The 15765-nt window shown below is 41.9% G+C and carries 17 protein-coding genes; 5 read left to right on the top strand and 12 right to left on the bottom strand.

Translation table 11 applies throughout. The features are described 5' to 3' along the window. Nucleotides 1-613: 613 nt before the first annotated feature. From DJ568_RS00835 to tgt, 3 genes are read right to left on the bottom strand one after another with little or no spacing between them, the layout of a single operon-like run. On the bottom strand, nt 614-1519 hold the full coding sequence (locus DJ568_RS00835; protein WP_114003334.1) for a DMT family transporter: 906 nt from the start codon (nt 1517-1519) through the stop codon (nt 614-616). 1 nt (nt 1520) lies between these two features. Beyond that, nucleotides 1521-2627: an LptF/LptG family permease gene (locus DJ568_RS00830; RefSeq protein WP_114003333.1), complete on the bottom strand. Its 1107-nt coding sequence runs from the start codon at nt 2625-2627 to the stop codon at nt 1521-1523. After that, the gene (gene tgt / locus DJ568_RS00825; RefSeq protein ID WP_114003332.1) at nt 2628-3758 is read right to left on the bottom strand and encodes a tRNA guanosine(34) transglycosylase Tgt; all 1131 of its coding nucleotides are present in this window, start codon (nt 3756-3758) and stop codon (nt 2628-2630) included. Nucleotides 3759-3790: 32 nt separating this feature from the next. Here tgt and DJ568_RS17140 point away from each other — a divergent pair, with 32 nt between their 5' ends. The 4 genes from DJ568_RS17140 to rsmG are packed head-to-tail and all read left to right on the top strand — an operon-like array spanning nt 3791 to nt 6350. Next, the gene (locus DJ568_RS17140; protein ID WP_158534846.1) at nt 3791-3964 is read left to right on the top strand and encodes a hypothetical protein; all 174 of its coding nucleotides are present in this window, start codon (nt 3791-3793) and stop codon (nt 3962-3964) included. Nucleotides 3965-4019: 55 nt separating this feature from the next. Beyond that, nucleotides 4020-5138 (top strand): glycosyltransferase, encoded by a 1119-nt coding sequence (locus DJ568_RS00820; RefSeq protein WP_114003331.1) that lies wholly within the window; start codon nt 4020-4022, stop codon nt 5136-5138. Next, complete coding sequence (locus DJ568_RS00815; RefSeq protein WP_114003330.1) at nt 5129-5734, top strand: RNA polymerase sigma factor; 606 nt, start codon at nt 5129-5131, stop codon at nt 5732-5734. Before DJ568_RS00820 ends, DJ568_RS00815 begins: the two co-directional genes overlap by 10 nt. Next, on the top strand, nt 5724-6350 hold the full coding sequence (gene rsmG, locus DJ568_RS00810) for a 16S rRNA (guanine(527)-N(7))-methyltransferase RsmG (RefSeq protein WP_114003329.1): 627 nt from the start codon (nt 5724-5726) through the stop codon (nt 6348-6350). The genes DJ568_RS00815 and rsmG overlap by 11 nt, the downstream gene beginning before the upstream one ends. 73 nt (nt 6351-6423) lie before the next feature. Here rsmG and DJ568_RS00805 read toward each other — a convergent pair whose 3' ends face one another. After that, the gene (locus DJ568_RS00805) at nt 6424-7944 is read right to left on the bottom strand and encodes a M56 family metallopeptidase (RefSeq protein WP_114003328.1); all 1521 of its coding nucleotides are present in this window, start codon (nt 7942-7944) and stop codon (nt 6424-6426) included. Then, nucleotides 7941-8318 (bottom strand): BlaI/MecI/CopY family transcriptional regulator, encoded by a 378-nt coding sequence (locus DJ568_RS00800; protein ID WP_114003327.1) that lies wholly within the window; start codon nt 8316-8318, stop codon nt 7941-7943. The genes DJ568_RS00805 and DJ568_RS00800 overlap by 4 nt, the downstream gene beginning before the upstream one ends. A gap of 125 nt (nt 8319-8443) precedes the next feature. Between DJ568_RS00800 and dprA the strand changes: the two genes are divergently transcribed. Beyond that, nucleotides 8444-9541, top strand: a complete 1098-nt coding sequence (gene dprA / locus DJ568_RS00795) for a DNA-processing protein DprA (RefSeq protein WP_114003788.1) — start codon at nt 8444-8446, stop codon at nt 9539-9541. Between the two features lie 87 nt (nt 9542-9628). On the opposite strand, the gene DJ568_RS00790 is transcribed toward dprA, so the two are convergent. The 7 genes from DJ568_RS00790 to DJ568_RS00760 form a co-directional block, all read right to left on the bottom strand. Then, nucleotides 9629-10015, bottom strand: a complete 387-nt coding sequence (locus tag DJ568_RS00790) for a SixA phosphatase family protein (RefSeq protein ID WP_114003326.1) — start codon at nt 10013-10015, stop codon at nt 9629-9631. A gap of 276 nt (nt 10016-10291) precedes the next feature. Further along, nucleotides 10292-10957 carry a porin family protein gene (locus DJ568_RS00785; RefSeq protein ID WP_114003325.1) on the bottom strand — a complete coding sequence of 222 codons (666 nt, stop codon included), beginning with the start codon at nt 10955-10957 and terminating at the stop codon, nt 10292-10294. A gap of 67 nt (nt 10958-11024) precedes the next feature. After that, entirely contained in the window at nt 11025-11996 is a 972-nt protein-coding gene (locus DJ568_RS00780) for a glycosyltransferase family 9 protein (protein WP_114003324.1), read from the bottom strand. A gap of 2 nt (nt 11997-11998) precedes the next feature. Next, nucleotides 11999-12508 (bottom strand): D-glycero-beta-D-manno-heptose 1-phosphate adenylyltransferase, encoded by a 510-nt coding sequence (gene rfaE2 / locus DJ568_RS00775; RefSeq protein ID WP_114003323.1) that lies wholly within the window; start codon nt 12506-12508, stop codon nt 11999-12001. A gap of 21 nt (nt 12509-12529) precedes the next feature. Then, nucleotides 12530-13084, bottom strand: a complete 555-nt coding sequence (locus DJ568_RS00770) for a D-sedoheptulose 7-phosphate isomerase (protein WP_114003322.1) — start codon at nt 13082-13084, stop codon at nt 12530-12532. Continuing rightward, the gene (gene rfaE1, locus DJ568_RS00765; protein WP_114003321.1) at nt 13077-14069 is read right to left on the bottom strand and encodes a D-glycero-beta-D-manno-heptose-7-phosphate kinase; all 993 of its coding nucleotides are present in this window, start codon (nt 14067-14069) and stop codon (nt 13077-13079) included. Before rfaE1 ends, DJ568_RS00770 begins: the two co-directional genes overlap by 8 nt. Beyond that, nucleotides 14069-15754: a DNA polymerase/3'-5' exonuclease PolX gene (locus DJ568_RS00760; RefSeq protein WP_114003320.1), complete on the bottom strand. Its 1686-nt coding sequence runs from the start codon at nt 15752-15754 to the stop codon at nt 14069-14071. The genes rfaE1 and DJ568_RS00760 overlap by 1 nt, the downstream gene beginning before the upstream one ends. Between the last annotated feature and the right edge of the window lie 11 nt (nt 15755-15765).

The following is a 15765-nucleotide window of genomic DNA, read 5'->3' as shown; positions in this document are numbered from 1 at the left end:
TCCGCCAAAAAGCACAAAACTTTCCCTACAATGCCAGAAAACTATAAAGCGAAAAACTAATCGCTTTCGGCATTTTTCTTCATGTCGTATACAAACGGCACTACATGCACGAATTTCTGCGTTTCTTCGATCTGTGGTTGGATACACTATCGCCCTTGAATACTCATACATGTTAGTGTGTAACTATTAATTTATATAAGCCATCATAAAATACTGATTAATAATTATTTGTTACATTTATTTTGTTCAATAAATGGCGTTTGCTAAATTATTTAGTATTTAGTTTTTTAAATCAATTTGTTTACTTGGATAATTATGTCAAATAATTTATATTTTATACTGATTATCAGTAAAATATTTTATGTCATTTTATATTAATTTTAGTTCGTTTGAACTAAAAAGTCTGTGGTATAAAGAGGTAAGATCTAAAGTCACAGTGTGATTGTTAAATACACTATGTTAAAAATGAATTTTTGCTGTGTCGAATCGAAATTAACTTTTAGTGGTGAAGTATGCCTAGAATTTTAAAGGTCCTATAAGGGCTTTAAACGCGTTAAAAGGAAAGTGCGTAAATGCCCTACCCTATGGTTAAAAACAGATGAAAGATGGTAAACTAACGACGGCTACGTCGTTTAGCGGCCTCCTTTTTTGCAACAGGAAACAGAAAGATGGTAGTTAATAGAATACCTGCGCCTAACCAAAAGCCAGCCGTTAATTTTTGCATATCGTCCAAAAATAAGAAGGCCAGGGCTATGCCATAAATAGGCTCAAGGTTGGTTATTAATGCCACCCTAAAGGCAGATAGTTCGCGCATTACAGATACGCCGGCAACATAAGCAACGGCTGTACAAACAGTGCCAAGTACCACAAGATAGAATATATCGGCATTACTTAACAACATGGATTTATTGAAACCGCCGGTGAGCAGGAAGTAAAATGACAGCCATATGCAAACGCCCGATAGCTCGTAAAAAGCTACTACGGGCGCTTCGTGTTTTTTTACCTGGTATGAATTTATAATGGAAAATATACTTGCCAACAAGGCGCTTGCTAACCCGCAAATTATCCCCTTAGTGTATTGGGATTCGAATTTAAATATGATAAAAATGCCGGCGATGATAAGAATGCCTGCCAGGATTTCCAGTTTTGAAATGCGCTTGTTGCCCACAAGCGGTTCAAGTACAGCAGTGAATAAAGTGAGTGATGAGAGGCAAACCAGTGTTACTGAAACCGTAGAAAGCTTGATAGCCGCGAAGAACAATATCCAGTGGCCTCCTACGATAGCGCCTGTAAAAATCAGGGTTAAAAGTGATCGTTTGTTAAGCCTGAAATTGATGTTGCTGGATATAAAATAGATGAATAATGATGCGGTAGCAATGATAACCCGGTACCATACCAAATGCATGGCTTGTACGGTTATTAATGCGCCCAGTATGCCGGTGAAGCCCCAAACGAATACAGTAAAATGCAGTATGAGCAGGTTTTTTGCAACGTTGCTTCCCGGGGTAGTATTATTCATATTACTTGGGCGCTTTTAACAGCAGGTAGTAACCCAGCAAGCCAAATAACAGGTTAGGGATAAACACCGCAAGAAGGGGCGGCACGCCGCCCTGTATGGCAAATACTGTGGCAAATTTATCAACCACTATATAGGTAAAACATAAAAAGATACCGATACCCAAAGGCAAGCCTACACCGCCGCGTACCTTGCGTGATGAAAGCGCGACGCCGATAAGTGTTAGCACATAGGTTGACAATGGATAAACAAAACGGCGATATTTTTCATAATATATCGATGGCAGAACCTCGGGCCGCCGCAGTTTTTCTTTCTCAATAGTGGTGTTTATTTCTTTAAGCGGCATAGCAGTATATTCATTATCTATACGCACAAAGTCTGAAGGGTGCATGTCAAGCACGGTGTCTTTTTGCATAGCTGGCCTCAGCATGGTTTCTTTAAGCCCGTTAATATGCCTTACCTCAAAGTTTTGAATCGACCATACTTTTTTAACCGAGTCATACACTATTTTATCAGCGGTTAGCTTTTCACGCAACAGGTCGCCATCAAATTTTTCAAGTATAAAGGTATAGCCGGTATTAATGGTTTTATCAAAGTTCTGAACGTATACAAACGTGCGTTTGTCTATTTGCATATGCACCTCGGTACGGGTGGGGTCGCCGGTGCCTGCAAAATCATTTTCATTTTCAAAGGTTATTTTAAGTCTGTTAGTGTAGGGTATCAGGTAAACATTAGCAAAAAATGATACAATAAATATTAGCGTAGCAGCAATAAAATAAGGCCTTAAAAAGCGGTTAAAACTGGCTTTGCTGGTTAATATAGGTACAATTTCGGTTTGGTTGGCCATTTTAGCGGTAAAGAAAATCACCGCCAGGAAATTGATAAGTGGCGACAGCATATTCATATAAAAAGGAATAAAACCGCCGTAATAATCGGTAGCTATCTCCCACACGCTGCTTTCTGATTTCAGAAAATTATCAATATGTTCAGAGATATCAAATACAACCGTTATAACGATAAATATCCCAAGGGTAAACGTAAATGTACCCAGGTATTTATTGATAATATACCAGTCAATAACCTTTAAGTACCTTTTAAAAAAAGCCTTCATTTATATTTTTTGCCCAAGGCGTTTTACCATGATATTCTTCCAGTCGTAAAAGTCGCCGGCTATAATATGTTCACGTGCCTGGCCAACAAGCCACATATAAAAATGCAGGTTATGCAAAGTAGCTATTTGCATACCCAATATTTCGCCCGAGTGTATTAAATGCCGCAAATAGGCTTTAGTATAAACCTTATCAGCAAAAAGGTCGCTATCAGCTTCAATGGGCGAAAAGTCATCCTCCCATTTCTTATTCTTGATATTTATAATGCCATTTTTAGTAAACAGCATGCCGTTGCGGCCGTTGCGGGTGGGCATTACGCAGTCAAACATATCAATACCTAACGCTATATTCTCCAAAATATTTACCGGTGTACCCACACCCATCAAATAACGTGGTTTTTGCTCCGGTAATATATTGCACACAATTTCTGTCATGGCATACATTTCTTCTGCCGGTTCACCTACCGAAAGACCACCGATAGCATTGCCCTCGCGCTCAAAAGAGGCTATTACCTCCGCTGAGCGCACACGCAGATCTTTATACACCGAGCCTTGCACGATAGGGAACAAGGTTTGGTTGTAGCCATATTTAGGTTGGGTATTATCAAACCTGTCGCAGCATCGCTGCAGCCAGCGGTGCGTCATTTCAATAGAGTGGCGGGCGTAGTTGTAATCGCATGGATAGGGCGTGCACTCATCAAATGCCATGATAATGTCCGCGCCAATAACGCGCTGTATATCCATCACATTTTCGGGCGTGAAAAGGTGCTTTGAACCATCTATATGCGAACGGAAGGTCACACCTTCCTCCTTTATCTTACGTACGTCGGTAAGCGAATAAACCTGGTAGCCCCCGCTGTCAGTAAGTATGGGCTTTTCCCATCCGTTAAATTTGTGCAGGCCGCCGGCCCGCTCAATAATGTCAAGGCCGGGCCTTAAATATAAATGGTATGTGTTGCCTAAAATAATCTGGGCATTTATATCGTCGGCAAGCTCACGCTGGTGTACGGCCTTTACTGTGCCGGCCGTGCCTACCGGCATAAAAATAGGGGTTTGAATATCGCCGTGGTCGGTAGTAACGGTGCCTGCGCGGGCTTTGGATAATTTATCCTGTGCTGTTAAACTGAATTTCATGTATAAGAGCGCGAAATTACGAAAAATTACGGATGACGTACGGCGTTGGTGCCTGCCGTTTTATAAAGCCATCAATTCGCTTAATTATTGATAGTGTGGCAGGTAACAGGTTCGATGATTATAAACTATACAAAATCCGGTATTTAAATGCTATGCCGTCTACACCGGTAAAAGCAATCGGTACCGCATCGGCAACATTTTATTAACACAACGCCTAATTGCCGCCGATTTTTAACAAATTTGCATGTTTAATTTTATTACTTGGAAACATATATTTACGAGGCTTTATTTCTTTTGTTCCAGGTTTGTTTTATTAGTCAACTGTATTATTTAGTCAGTAACCACAGCAAACTAGCCTATTACAAGCCACTACGCGATCTGCGGAAGGTAAATATCCCGATATCAGTAATTATAGCTGCCCGTAACGAGGAAGCGAACCTTAAAGCTAACTTGCCGCTCATACTGGCCCAGGATTACCCGGATTTTGAAGTGGTGGTGGTTAATGATTGCTCGTCTGACGGGTCTGACCTGTATTTGTTAGGGCTGCAGGCTAACCACCCACAACTAAAAATTGTAACGGTAACCGAGCACCCGCGGTTTAAAACCGGAAAAAAATTCGCCCTTACCATGGGCATCAAGGCGGCCAGCCACGAGCACTTGCTATTTACTGATGCCGATTGTGCGCCGGCAACCCACAACTGGATAGCACGTATGGCGGTTAACTTTACCACCAAGGCACAGATTGTACTGGGGTATTCGCCATTTTATAAAACCGGAGGGCTCTTAAACACTTTTTCGCGCTTCGAGACGATAAAGACTGCTGTAAGTTATTTGTCGGCCGCGCTTAAAGGCGACCCATACATGGGCATAGGCCGCAACATGGCCTATACCAAAACGTTGTTTTTTAGTAACAAGGGTTTTGCATCGCATATGCATGTTATGGCAGGAGATGACGACCTTTTTGTTAATCAAAACGCCACGGCAGATAATACCATCATTGAAATACATCCGGATGCATTTATGTTTACTGCGGCTAAAACAACGCTGCGCGGCTGGTTCAGACAAAAGACGCGGCACATGGGGGTAGGTAAATTATATAAAGCTAAACATCGCCGCATGCTTAGCTGGGATGCAGTGAGCGGTTTTCTTTTTTATATATTACTTGCACTGTGCGTTATAATGGGTATTGAGCCTTTGCTGGCGTTCGGCTTATATTTGTTTAGGCTGTTAATGCAAATTTTAATTTATAGTAAAATTTTTAAAACTCTTACCGCAAAAGATATGTTGTTTTATTTACCAGTTTTAGAGCCGATATATTACATCTATCTGAACGTGTTTGGATTGATTGGGACCTTTATAAAAACTGCCCAATGGAAATAAACGCCAATTTTACCGAGAACGCTAAAAATGACTTTCACCTTGTTGTAAGGGCCAGGCAGGGTGACCAAAAAGCATACGCCGACCTGATGGTTAGGTACAAGGATTCCATATATTTTATGGTGCTTAAAATGGTGAACAACAAGGAAGACGCCATGGACCTTATGGTGGAGACATTTGCCAAAGCCTTTGAAAAGTTAGACAAATACCAGCCCGATTATGCTTTTAGTACCTGGTTGTTTAGAGTAGCCACCAACAATTGCATCGATTTTATCCGTAAAAAGAAGCTCAACACCACGTCAATACACGGCATGATGGATGATGACGGTGAGGAAAGGCAATTGGAAATAAAGGCTGATGTGCTTAACCCCGAAGAAACATCAATAAAAAAGCAGCAAACGCAGGAGTTAAAGCAACTGATAGAAGGCCTGCCTCAGCGTTACCGTAATCTGATAACCCTGCGCTATTTTGACGAGTTATCATACGAAGAAATAGCTCAGCAACTTGATTTGCCTTTGGGCACAGTAAAGGCACAGCTTTTTAGGGCCCGCTACCTGCTTGGTAACATTATTAACCGTTATAACCGGGATGACATCTGATATCATAACCAAGTACTTTCCTGATCTTACAGCAAAGCAGGTTGAGCAATATGAACAACTGCCGGGGCTGTATGAGTTTTGGAACAACCAGATCAACGTAATATCACGTAAAGATATAGAGCAACTATATGAACGGCACGTGCTGCACTCACTGGGCATCGCTAAAGTAATGGCTTTTAAATCGAGCGAGCGGGTGCTTGACGTGGGCACGGGGGGTGGATTTCCCGGTATTCCGCTGGCCATAATGTTTCCTGAAACTACCTTTCACCTGGTTGACTCGATAGGCAAAAAAATTAAAGTGGTTAATGAGGTTGTCCAAGCGCTTGGCTTAACAAACGTAACAGCTACCCATGCACGCGCCGAGCAGATTAATGAAGAGTTTGATTTTGTAATATCGCGCGCAGTGACACGGCTAAAAGAGTTTTATCCTTGGGTAAAAGGTAAGTTTTACAAGCAAGGCTGTAATAAACTATCCAACGGAATATTGTATTTGAAGGGAGGAGACCTTACTGAAGAAATTGCCGAATCGGGTTTGAAAGTGAGGCAATATCACCTTAACGATTACTTCGAAGAGGAGTTTTTTGAAACCAAGCAGGTGATATACGTGAAGGCGTAAACGTTATTGCGCAACAAATTGCCTGACGAAACCGCCGGCAATTTTTATAATCTGATAAAGGGGATAGGGTATATTATTTCTTAAGGAAACCGTTTACGTAAGTTACTCCTGCAGATTGCCCTGCAATGTGAGGTATAGGTAGTTTGCCGGTTATAACACGGTTATCATCTATAATTAATGTAAAAACCACGCTCAGCGTATAGGGACCCGGCTTTGCGTGAATGGTTTCGGTATATTTATTTGCAACCCTAATTACTTCCTCGTCGCAACGGTCGCCAATACCTGAAAATAATTTAACATCGGTAATTTTGCCTTTATCGTCTACAACAAAATTTATGTTTACGGCTCCCACCGTTTTATTATCAAAGGCCACCGCAGGGTAGCGGGTAAACCGCGACATATGCTTCAATAGGCTATCAAACGGATCGATAGCTTTTACTACTATTGTTGCTGTGTCTCTCGGTTCAGGCGGCGATAAAAGTTGTACGTTTACTTTTACTGGTTTTTGTTTTTCAGCAAAAGGCTTGCCGTGATCATCAGGTGGCAATAATGTTACCTCGGTGTAAACAACAGTATCTTTAAGGCTGGTTTTATTTTTTGCCGTAAGTTTTATATCAGTAACTACAGGCTTCATTGCTTTTTTGCTGCTTTTTGCAGGCGTGCTGTCTGCAGCGATACCTTGATGTAGAGCTTTTGCACTTTCCTTTGGCGGCAGCAAATCCACGAACCCATAATCCTTACTAAAACTTAATGTTGATGCGCAAAGCATGGCGCCGCATAGCGGTATCGCCACCAGGTATTTTAGTCTGGCTAATTTACCTGAACGTTTTTGATTTAACATGATAATACGGTTTTTTAAAAGGTTATAATTAAAAAATGAGTTAGATGGCGACATACCCTGAACGCCGTAAGCGTTATTGAGCAGAAAGGTGGAATATGCCAATTTGTTGTCGGCAATGCGCGCGGTTTGGTCATCGGCTATATACTCATGCAAGGTTTTTATGCTGTTTTGCAGCAGGTAAATCAGCGGATTAAACCAGTTAAATATTTTTAGCAGTTCAATAAACAATATATCAAACGAATGTTTATGCCTGATGTGAACCACCTCGTGGCTGGTTATAACATCGGCGCCTGCGGTGTTTTTACTTATGAACAGGTAGTTAAAAAACGAAAAAGCGGTATTTGCCTCATTAATGTAAATCACTTTATAGCCATTTTTGGGAACGGCCTCATATTTTTTTATAAGGCTTAACAGCTTATAAATTTTTATACTGAATAATATAAACGCAGTTACAATACCGCCGATATATAAGAATAACAGGGCACTTTGCCAGGTAAATACTAGAGTATTATCAACACCAGTATTAATAGCGGATGCAGAGCCGGTGACATAACTGCCGACTACGTTTATATCGGCGGCGGAGTTTAAAAAGCTAATCTGTAAAAACGGAATAGTAAAAGCAGCAACGCAGCTAAGTAGTAGATAAGTCCTGTTGGCTGTATAAAAAGTTTCTTTACTTAAAAACAAGTAATAGCCTGCATAAAACAGGCATAGGTAAAGGTTTGCCTCTAATAAGTAATATAGCCAGCTCATTTTTTACCCTCCTTTAGTTTCTTTATCATTTTTTCCAGTTCGTCCAGTTCTTTCAGGCTGAGTTTTTTCTCATCAGCTATAAACGATACCAGGCTTTTGTATGAGTTATCAAAATAATTGCTCATTACCTTGTTTACCGTGAATTTTTTGTAGGCCGCTTCACTTATCAGCGGAAAATATACATGCGAATTGCCATAAGCTTTATGATCCACAAACCCCTTGCTCTCCAGCACGCGTACTACGGTTGATACGGTGTTATAGGCCGGCTTTGGGTCGTCAATTCGCTCAATGATGTCTTTTACAATGGCTTCTTTTAACTGCCACAGTATCTGCATAATTTGTTCTTCGGCTTTTGTTAATTCCCTTATCTCCATAACAAACTAGTTTTATAGTTAGACAAACTTACAACTATTTTTATAGTTTGCAAACTATTTTTATAGTTTTAACAATAAATAACTTTTGTGAGTTTAATGACGCGGTTTTTATATTTTTAAAAACTATGTCGCTGCTCCATAAAATCGCCCTTACATTTCTCAATAATATTGGTCCGGTAAGCGCCAAAGCGCTATTTACCCATTTTGAAAGCGCGGAGCGGGTATTCACAGTTCCGCAGGCCAAACTGCTCAAAGTGCCGGGGATAGGCGAGAAGACCGTAGAACAGTTAAACTTTACCGATGCCCTGCAAAAAGCAGAAAAAGAAGTGAAGTTTATTGAAGAGAACAATGTTGAAGTTATTCTTTATACTGATTCACGTTACCCCAAGCGATTGAAAAACTGTGCTGATTCGCCGATATTGCTTTATGGCAAAGGCAATTTTGATGTTAACCCGCCGCATGTTATCAGCATAGTGGGCACACGAAATGCAACCGAATACGGGCGACAATTATGTAAACAACTGGTTGAGGAACTACAGCAATACAATGTATTAATAGTTAGCGGGCTGGCCCACGGGATTGATGTGGCAGCACATAAAGAGGCACTAAAACTCAATATGCAAACTATAGGCGTGGTAGCGCATGGACTTGACAGGCTATACCCTAGCCAAAACCGACCCACGTCTGAAAAAATGCTGCAAAATGGCGGGATATTAACTGAATATCCGTCAGGTACTATTCCCGACAGGGAGAATTTTCCGGCACGTAACCGTATTGTAGCCGGCATGGCTGATGCCACGGTGGTAATAGAGGCCGGAGTAAAAGGGGGCGCACTAATTACTGCCGAGATAGCCAATTCATATAATCGCGACGTATATGCATTTCCCGGAAGGATAGGGGACGAGTATTCAGAGGGCTGCAACTTTTTGATACGCAATAATAAAGCAGCGTTACTCACCTGCGCTGCTGATCTGCCTTACAGTTTAGGGTGGCAGAAACCGGATTCTGTAACCCCTGTTAAACAACTCGCTTTCCCAATAGATTTGAGTGCAGATGAGAAGCTGATTTTTGATACGATGCTGCAACACAACTTTCCGCTAGCAATTGACGATCTGGCAATAAAAACAAGTTTGCCTATGAGTAAGTTGGCCATGTCATTACTAAATATGGAAATGCAGGGTTATCTATACTCGCTGCCCGGTAAAATGTACCGCTTAAGTTAGTGGTTGCATCGGCGTAAAAAAGTTGAAAAAGCGAGGGCGACCCTGAGCACTGAGTTTAGTGAATAAAACAGCAGGTTCGGCCGTTAATTATGCAGAGGTTTTAGGCGATTCATAGCTGATTAAATCACCTGTATCGCCGCTTACTTCGCCCCAGCTGTCCGTTTCAAATTGTAAAAGTGCCACGCCGGATGTGTCCATGTCCTGCAATGAACCTGTAAGATAGTATAGTATTTGTGTTAGTCCGGGGTTGTGGCCAACCAGTCCGACGAAGTCTGCATTATCCGGAAATTCATTGATAATCTGTAGCAGGGTGCTTTCGCTTGCATCATACACTGCTTTATTTTTTAAAGGTTTCGGAATAGGGAAATGCTGCGAGAAAATATTGGCTGTGGCTATAGCACGTAATGCGGGGCTTGATACCAGCAATTCTGGAATAATGCCCTGGGTTTTAAGCCTTTCAGCAATTATCCGCATCCTGTATCCCGGCGGGAGTTAAAGGCCTTTCAAAATCTTCGAACCCACCTTCGTGAGTAGCTTTGGCATGGCGTATCAGCAGTAATTTTTTCATTTGGCCTGAAAATACAAAAAGAGGAGACGAACTCCTCTTTTAAACTAATATAGTTAAGATTTTGTTTGAACGTGAAATAGTGTATTCGCTCTACTTAGGCTATCTCTACTTATTCAAATATAAATTCAACTCATAAGCGCTGGTATCAAAATACCATATAGTTCCGCGAATCATGATGTGTATTACTTAAATACATAACCGACGGATATCCCTAAAATATTTGTGTGGGCTTTTATTGAACTGTTACTAATGTTGGTTAAACCAATATCATAGTTTATATTAAACATCAGCGAGTTTTTAAGTGTGATCCCTGCGGTAAACCCTATTCCATAGTTTAAGCGCTTATAATTTTCATTTATGTCACCTCCAAATTTTAAATCACCATCAGATTCAGTTACTACCGGCACGTCTGATCCCGGGTTATAAGTACGGTTTGTTTTTTTGAAAATCCCGCTAAGGGCGTAGCCAATAAAAGGCCCGCCTCCAAAATGGATATCATGCGCACTTACCGGTAAATGATATAAAAAATTCACAGGCAATTGCAGGTAGTTTATCTTTATAGTGCCGTCTTCATAATTATTGGGATACCCGCCCAACCGGTATTTGGTACCTGTACGTATAAACGACAAACCCGGTTGAACAGAAACTGAATTGCTAATATCCAAATCCAAAGCAATACCTGCCTGGTAACCGGTTACCGTCTCACCCGAAATAGCAAAGTCACTATGTTTTCCAGGGTACCTGAATTGCCCGAGGTTTATACCTCCTTTGATGATAACTTCAGTTTTTTGGCTATAGGCGGTCAAAAAGAGTGCTACGAAGCACAGCGATAGTAAATATTTTTTCATTTTAATGTGATGGATTTATGTTGTAGCAAAACTATAAATAAATGTTAATGCTGCAATTTATAATTGATCAGCTGGTTCGGTTAGCAAAGTTCGTTATCAGATTTTCAGGCTGATCATCCATACACTTAAAATGACCCAGCGGGCATTTTGGCAGCCCGAATTTTGAACAGGGGCGGCAGGGTAATTCGATACCTGCAACCATCGCGTCTTTAACGTGATATGGTTGTACGCCCAGCAGTTCGGGCACGGTACCGCCCCACACTGATACTATGGGTTTGTTAAATGCCTCGGCAATGTGGGTAAGACCTGTATCAAAACCAATAATGCTTTTAGCCTGCGATACCAGGAAAACTGATTCATCCAAAGTAGTTTTGCCGCAGGCGTTATAAACTTTGCCGTTTAGCGCGGCAGCAATTTCATTGCCATTATCTTTAACATCGTTACCACCCAATAATATAACAGGCAGCTGTATTTCCCTGCATATGTTTACGATTTTGTAGTTAGGCATGCGCTTGGTAAAATGTGTGGCACCGATAATAAATGCTACATAACCGTTTTGATGTGATACCGGCACTAACTCATTGAGCCGGTAGTCTTTTTTGATGTAATAATCAATAGGTTTGCCGTCGTTTTCTACCCCTAAAAATTTAACCGCCTGCAAGTAACGCTCTACCAAATGCGTAGGGGGCACAAGTTTCAGGTTAAATTTAAGGCTGAGCCACTTGCGTATGGTTTGCTTTTTATAGGTGGACGACCGGATACCTGTGCGCAGTTTAATAATAGCTGTACGCAGATTATTATGCAAATCAATAATACAATCGTAGTTTTCGGCTTTTATATCCTGTATAGTGGCTGCAAGGGTAGGTTTGAGCAGTAGCAGTTTATCTACATACGGATTATTATCATAAATATATTTAAAGGCCGCTTTGGTTAAAAAATGTACTTCGGCATTGGGCACTTGCTGCTTAAGGCAACGCACAACAGGTGTAGTGTAAATTATATCACCCATCGAGCTGAAGCGGATAACCAGGATCTTCATTGTTAACCGGCCTTATGTTGGTTTTTAATTTTCTCTATAATCGAAGTAGATGAATATCCTTCTACAAAAGTAATTGTTTTAACCTGCCCTCCGTTAGCAATTACTTCCTTGCCGCCTACAATGTTTTCAATGGCATAGTCCGCACCTTTTATAAGCACATCAGGCAGCAGATTGCTTATAATATCCAGTGGTGTGTCGTCCTCAAATATCACTATAGCGTCCACAAAAAAAAGGGCAGCTAATATGGCAGCGCGGCTGCTTTGATCATTAACCGGACGGGTTTCGCCTTTAATGCGCTTTACGGAACTATCGCTGTTAAGGCCAATAATAAGCTTATCACCTTCTCCGGCCGCTTTGGCCATATAGGTGATGTGGCCTATATGCAACAAGTCAAACACACCGTTGGTAAACACTACCTTTTTGCCCTGCTTTTTCCAACTTGACACAAGGGTTTTAGCTTCATCAGCGGTACAAATTTTTGATAGCAGAGTTTGTTCTAAATTGGTGCGCATAATTTTGTTTCTAGCCCGTTATCAAAACATATCGTCCACGGCCTTACATAATATATGGCCTATAAGTATGTGCATTTCCTGTATGCGTGACGTTACTTCAGTAGGTATAACAATATTAAGATCGCAAACGCTGTTCATTTTTCCTCCATCCCGGCCCGACAGCCCTAGGGTTATGCAGCCCATTTTTTTCGCTGATATGAAAGCATTAATCACTCCCTGGCTGTTACCGCTTGTTGATATGCCGATAAAAAGGTCACCCGGGCGCGCCAAACCTTCCAGCTGCCGGGCAAATACCTGGTCATACCCATAATCATTAGCAATGGCTGTAATTGCTGAGGTATCAGTGGATAGCGCTATCCCGCGAAGCGGACGGCGTTCCTTTACAAACCTGCCTGTAAACTCCGCTGCTATATGCTGTGCATCTGCGGCACTGCCTCCATTACCGGCCAAAAATATCATATTATCAGCTTTAACTGCGGTAACCACCATTTGGCAGGCTGTCTCAATATCGCCCGTTAGGGTGTCAATAACCCTCTGTAAAGTTTGCTGGTGTGCAAAAAGTTCGTCTTTAACCATGGTTGGTATCTTGCATATGTTTTATTATTTGCTCAACAGTAGTTGTAGCACTGCCTATTTCCTTGATTACGATAGCTGCTGCATGATTAGCCGCTTCACAGGCTTCATCGATTTGAAAACCCATAGCCATAAAATAAGCAATAGCGGCCACAACTGTATCACCAGCCCCGGTTACATCAAATACCGAGGTGGCTTTAACAGGCAGCAATTTATAAGTGAGTTCGCTTAATATTGCCATGCCTTCTTCCGACAGGGTGACTACTATGTATTCGGCCTCGGTTTGCTTAAAGATCACTTTAGCGGCCTGCTGTACATCTTCAAAAGTTGCAACGCTTTCAACCCTTGCCGCTTCGCCCAACTCCTTACGGTTTGGTTTCACCATGTAGGCACCTCTGTATTTGGAATAATCCAGCCCTTTGGGGTCAACAATAACTTTTTTATTGTTTTCACTGGCAAAGCCAATAATGTGCTGTGTAAGCTCAGGGCTGAACACGCCTTTATTATAATCGCTCAGGATAACCATGTCGGCGTCGAGTATTGCCGGTTTGAGTTTATCAAGCAGTTCGGCTTGCAGTGCCGGCGTCAGCGCGCGAGAATTTTCACGGTCAATTCTTAATAGTTGATGTCCGCCTGCCAGTACCCTTGTTTTAACCGTTGTTGGCCGGTGTGCATCCACTAAAACGCTGTCTGAAGCTACGTTTTCAGCTTTTAATATTTCGATAAGCCGGCGCCCGTACATATCATCACCAATTATGCCTGATACCGTAACCGATGCACCTAAGGCAACAAGGTTTTGTACTACGTTTCCTGCACCGCCCAGTGTATTGCTTTCGTTTTTAAGATTAACAATGGGCACCGGGGCCTCAGGTGACAGGCGGCTGGCGCTTCCGGTGATATAATGGTCAATCATTAAGTCGCCTATTACCAGTATATTCGGCCGTTTGGCTGTTTGTTGCAGTGCCTGGATTTTTTGTGCTATTGTCATTATATAAGTTTCCCTGCCTTTCTGTGCGCCAGGAAGTGTTTAATTTCCTGCAATGATAAGGCATTTAAACATCTCTCTTTATATAAACCGCCTTTGCGTGCGGCATTTACGCCAAACTGCATATCTAAAAAGCCTTCGTTGCGGTGCGCGTCAGGATTTATGGATAGCCAAACACCTTTATCCAGCGCGTATTGGTGCCAGCGCCAGTCAAGATCAAGCCGTAACGGGTTTGAATTAACCTCTATAACCACGCCATTGGCGGCGCAGGCATCTATTACTTTTTTATAATCGAAACTATACCCTTTACGGCTTAACAGTAATCTCCCTGTAGGATGCCCTAATATAGTGGTGTAGGGATTTTCAATAGCTTTTATCAGCCGCGCGGTCGCTTTGTTTTCATCCATTTTCATATTTGAGTGGATAGAAGCAACTACAAGGTCAAACCGCTGCAATATCTCTTCAGGATAATCCAGGGATCCGTCATTCAAGATATCTGATTCAACACCTTTCAATACCTGGAAGCCGATAAGCTTTTTGTTTAGATGATCTATTTCTTCGTGCTGCTGCAGTATCCGTTCAATACTTAAGCCCTTAGCGTATACAGCCGTTTTGCTGTGATCACAAATACCCAGGTATTGCAGGTTAAGCTCATTTTGGCAGTATGCCGCCATTTGTTCAATGGTGTGTACGCCATCACTCCACGTACTGTGGTTATGCAGCGTGCCTTTCAGGTCAATAAACGTTATTAACGTAGGCAGTTTATCATTAATAGCCTTTTCTATGTAAGCGTCGCCCTCTCTAAGTTCAGGGGGAATCCAGCAAAGCCCGGCTTTTTTATACACCATTTCTTCAGACGAAGGTTCTTCAAGGCCTTCGGGTAGGCGGTTTATAACCGCCTGTACATGGTCGTCATTGCCGGTATTTAAAAATAATTGTTCGTAATAATCGCCTTTGTCAACGCATATAATATCAACCAAAAGGCCATTTTCCAGTTCGCCGTTCACATGGTTGTCAATCACTACAGGGTTTTTAAGTAACTCGGATTGCGCTATTGTGTTAAGCGCCATTTGTTGATCGGTGCTGCCTACAATTATTACGAGTTCTGTAATTATCTCGCTGCCCCGTCTAAATTCGCCCGCGAAATTTTTGAGCGCCTCAGGAAAAATCGCTTTTATACTTTTAAGTAGTTCGTTGGCCTCTTCCTCTACCTGCGCATATAAAAATTTACCATTGCTGGCCATCCGGAATTCGATGGCTTTACGTATCTCTTCCTGGGTTTTAAGCCCAAAGCCTTTAGCTTCAACAAGACGGTTTTCGTTACAGGCGTATAGTAGCTCCCCGGTATTTTCAATCCCCAACTCTTTCCATATTATGGCAACCTTTTTAGGCCCGATGCCCTTTATCTTCATCATCTCAACCACACCTTCAGGCGTTTGTGCCAGCAACTCCTCCAACTCGGCAATGGTACCTGTGGCAAGCAACTCGGCAACCTTGGTTGCGATGCTTTTACCAAAACCGTCAATTCTCTCCAACTCCTCAACACTTTTGCCGGCAAGGGCAAATGGCAGCTTGTCAGCTTTAAAAGCTGCGTTGGCAACCGAGCGTGTTTTAAACTGGTTGATGTTGTGCAGTTCCATCAGTTGCGATAAGAAGCGAAGCGTACGGGATATAGGTTTATTTTCCATGCGTAATACGG

This window comes from Mucilaginibacter hurinus (assembly GCF_003324525.1).
Taxonomy (GTDB): Bacteria; Bacteroidota; Bacteroidia; order Sphingobacteriales; family Sphingobacteriaceae; genus Mucilaginibacter; species Mucilaginibacter hurinus.
Note: the sequence above shows the minus strand (reverse complement) of the source record. Positions and strands in the feature narration are given on the sequence as shown.

Coding starts and splice junctions, on each gene's coding strand:
- rfaE1 (WP_114003321.1), bottom strand. CDS start 14,069: ATGACAATAGCACAAAAAATCCAGGCACTGCAACAAACAGCCAAACGG.
- DJ568_RS00800 (WP_114003327.1), bottom strand. CDS start 8,318: ATGGAGATAAGGGAATTAACAAAAGCCGAAGAACAAATTATGCAGATA.
- tgt (WP_114003332.1), bottom strand. CDS start 3,758: ATGAAATTCAGTTTAACAGCACAGGATAAATTATCCAAAGCCCGCGCA.
- rfaE2 (WP_114003323.1), bottom strand. CDS start 12,508: ATGCGCACCAATTTAGAACAAACTCTGCTATCAAAAATTTGTACCGCT.
- DJ568_RS00830 (WP_114003333.1), bottom strand. CDS start 2,627: ATGAAGGCTTTTTTTAAAAGGTACTTAAAGGTTATTGACTGGTATATT.
- DJ568_RS17140 (WP_158534846.1), top strand. CDS start 3,791: ATGACGTACGGCGTTGGTGCCTGCCGTTTTATAAAGCCATCAATTCGC.
- DJ568_RS00815 (WP_114003330.1), top strand. CDS start 5,129: ATGGAAATAAACGCCAATTTTACCGAGAACGCTAAAAATGACTTTCAC.
- DJ568_RS00835 (WP_114003334.1), bottom strand. CDS start 1,519: ATGAATAATACTACCCCGGGAAGCAACGTTGCAAAAAACCTGCTCATA.
- DJ568_RS00770 (WP_114003322.1), bottom strand. CDS start 13,084: ATGGTTAAAGACGAACTTTTTGCACACCAGCAAACTTTACAGAGGGTT.
- DJ568_RS00760 (WP_114003320.1), bottom strand. CDS start 15,754: ATGGAAAATAAACCTATATCCCGTACGCTTCGCTTCTTATCGCAACTG.
- DJ568_RS00790 (WP_114003326.1), bottom strand. CDS start 10,015: ATGCGGATAATTGCTGAAAGGCTTAAAACCCAGGGCATTATTCCAGAA.
- dprA (WP_114003788.1), top strand. CDS start 8,444: ATGTCGCTGCTCCATAAAATCGCCCTTACATTTCTCAATAATATTGGT.
- DJ568_RS00785 (WP_114003325.1), bottom strand. CDS start 10,957: ATGAAAAAATATTTACTATCGCTGTGCTTCGTAGCACTCTTTTTGACC.
- DJ568_RS00780 (WP_114003324.1), bottom strand. CDS start 11,996: ATGAAGATCCTGGTTATCCGCTTCAGCTCGATGGGTGATATAATTTAC.
- DJ568_RS00805 (WP_114003328.1), bottom strand. CDS start 7,944: ATGAGCTGGCTATATTACTTATTAGAGGCAAACCTTTACCTATGCCTG.
- rsmG (WP_114003329.1), top strand. CDS start 5,724: ATGACATCTGATATCATAACCAAGTACTTTCCTGATCTTACAGCAAAG.